We start from the raw sequence: 2577 nt of genomic DNA on the forward strand, positions 1-2577 counted from the left end.
GGAGGCCGCTCCGGCCGCCCCCGCCCGTCGTCGCCGCGCGAGCTCGCGCCCCGCCGCCGCGCCCGGTGCACCGGTCGAGGCCCCCGCGGTCGTCGAGGCGCCCCCCGCGCTCGACGTCCTGGCTGCGTTCGCCGAGCCGAAGTCCGCCGAGCCGCCCGCTGCCGAGCCGTCCGCGCCCCGGACCTCGTCGCGCTCGGCTCGTGCGCCGCGCAACGCCCCCCGCTCCGCGCCGGCCCCTGAGGTCGCGCCGCCCGCGCCGCGACTGGCCACCACTGCACTGCTCTTCCAGGCGCCGGACCCGACCGCCTCGCGCCAGCGCCGCCGTCGTGCGACGTCCAGCGCGGGCTCGCCCGAGGCGATCTCCGAGGCCGCGCGCATCGAGCGCGAGCTCGAGGAGCAGGCCGAGCTCGCGGATGCTCAGCTCGAGACCGTCGAGACCGAGGACGCACCCGTCGTCGAGGAGCGCCCTGCCACGTCCGGCAACCGCAGCTCGCGTCGTCGGGGCCGTCGAGGTCGCGGCGGCGAGCCGCCGCGCGCTGCCGCCGACGAGCCGGCCGACGAGGACGAGGAGACGCCCGTCGTCGCCGAGGACGAGTCGGACGAGGTCGAGGACGTCGACGGCGTCCCCGCCGAGGACGCGCAGGACGAGAACGAGTCCGAGTCCGACGAGGGCGACGACGAGGACGGCGACGACGAGTCCGGCGAGGCCGGTGGCAACGCCCCGCGTCGCCGCCGTCGCCGGGGTGGCCGCGGCCGCCGTCGGCCCGAGCCGGGCGACGCGAGCACCGACGACACCGACGTGACGCCCGAGGGCGACGCTGCTGCGGTCGACGCGGAGGGCGCCCAGGACGAGGACGAGTCCGACGAGGACGGCGAGGGTGAGGCCGGCTCGTCGAGCCGTCGTCGTCGCCGTCGTCGCCGCGGTTCCGCCCGCCCGGGCGAGACCGACGCCGAGCCCCGCCCGGCCCGCACGCGCCCCGTCAGCGACGAGGTCACCGCGCTGCGCGGCTCGACTCGCCTCGAGGCCAAGCGTCAGCGCCGCCGCGAGGGCCGCGACGCCGGTCGCCGTCGCCAGATCATCACCGAGGCCGAGTTCCTGGCCCGCCGCGAGTCGGTCGACCGCTCGATGATCGTGCGCGAGAAGGGCGGCCGCACGCAGATCGCCGTGCTCGAGGACGGCGTGCTCGTCGAGCACTACGTCTCCAACCAGGCGTCGGTCTCGATGGTCGGCAACGTCTACCTCGGCCGCGTCCAGAACGTGCTGCCGAGCATGGAGGCCGCGTTCGTCGACGTCGGCAAGGGCCGCAACGCCGTGCTCTACGCCGGTGAGGTCAACTGGGACGCCGCGAACGTCGAGGGCGGTTCTGCGCGTCGCATCGAGCAGGCGCTCAAGTCCGGCGACTCCGTGCTGGTCCAGGTCACCAAGGACCCGATCGGTCACAAGGGCGCGCGCCTGACCTCGCAGGTCACGCTCGCCGGCCGCTACCTGGTCTACGTGCCCGGCGGCGGCATGACCGGCATCAGCCGCAAGCTGCCGGACATCGAGCGCAACCGCCTCAAGAAGATCCTGCGCGAGGTCGTGCCGGACTCGGCCGGCGTCATCGTGCGCACCGCGGCGGAGGGCGCCTCCGAGGAGGAGCTGCGCGCCGACATCGCGCGCCTGCAGTCGCAGTGGGACGCCATCGAGAAGAAGGCGAAGACCGCCTCCGCGCCCGCGCTGCTCCAGGGCGAGCCGGACATGGCGATCCGCGTGGTCCGCGACATCTTCAACGACGACTTCGGCTCGCTCGTCGTCCAGGGCGACGAGGCGTGGTCGACGATCTCGTCGTACATCGACGAGCTCGCGCCGGACCTGGCGCAGAAGATCTCGAAGTACACCGGTAGCTCGTCCCACTCTGCTGACGTGTTCGCCGATCACCGGATCGACGAGCAGCTCGCCAAGGGCATGGACCGCAAGGTCTGGCTGCCGTCGGGCGGCTCGCTCGTCATCGACCGCACCGAGGCGATGACCGTCGTCGACGTCAACACCGGCAAGTTCACCGGCTCGGGCGGCACGCTCGAGGAGACGGTCACGCGCAACAACCTCGAGGCGGCCGAGGAGATCGTGCGCCAGCTCCGGCTGCGCGACATCGGCGGCATGATCGTCGTCGACTTCATCGACATGGTGCTCGAGTCCAACCGCGACCTCGTGCTCCGTCGCCTGGTCGAGTGCCTGGGCCGCGACCGCACCAAGCACCAGGTCGCCGAGGTCACCTCGCTCGGCCTCGTGCAGATGACCCGCAAGCGCGTCGGCCAGGGCCTGGTCGAGGCGTTCTCGGAGACGTGCGAGCACTGCCACGGCCGCGGTTTCATCGTGCACGACGAGCCGATCGAGAAGAACGGTCGGCCCGAGGCGGGCGCGGCGCAGCCGGTCAGCGCCGAGAGCCCGGCCGGCGTTGAGGCCAAGCGGGCCCGTCGCAAGCGTGGGGGAGCGGCCGTCAAGGAGACCGTCGGTACCGCGCCGCACACGCCGGTGCCGGTGCTGCCCGAGGCCCGCGAGGCTGTCAAGGCCACGCTCGCGACGATCGCCGCGGCTGC

1 protein-coding gene is annotated in these 2577 nt (G+C 73.9%); it reads left to right on the plus strand.

The annotated features are described in order from the left end of the window. Positions 1-2577, plus strand: a 2577-nt coding sequence (locus tag D1825_RS00320) for an Rne/Rng family ribonuclease (protein WP_199721430.1), incomplete at both ends; no start/stop codon positions are given.

The sequence above is a fragment of the Cellulomonas rhizosphaerae genome (assembly GCF_003470205.1).
In the GTDB taxonomy this organism is placed as follows: Bacteria; Actinomycetota; Actinomycetes; order Actinomycetales; family Cellulomonadaceae; genus Cellulomonas; species Cellulomonas rhizosphaerae.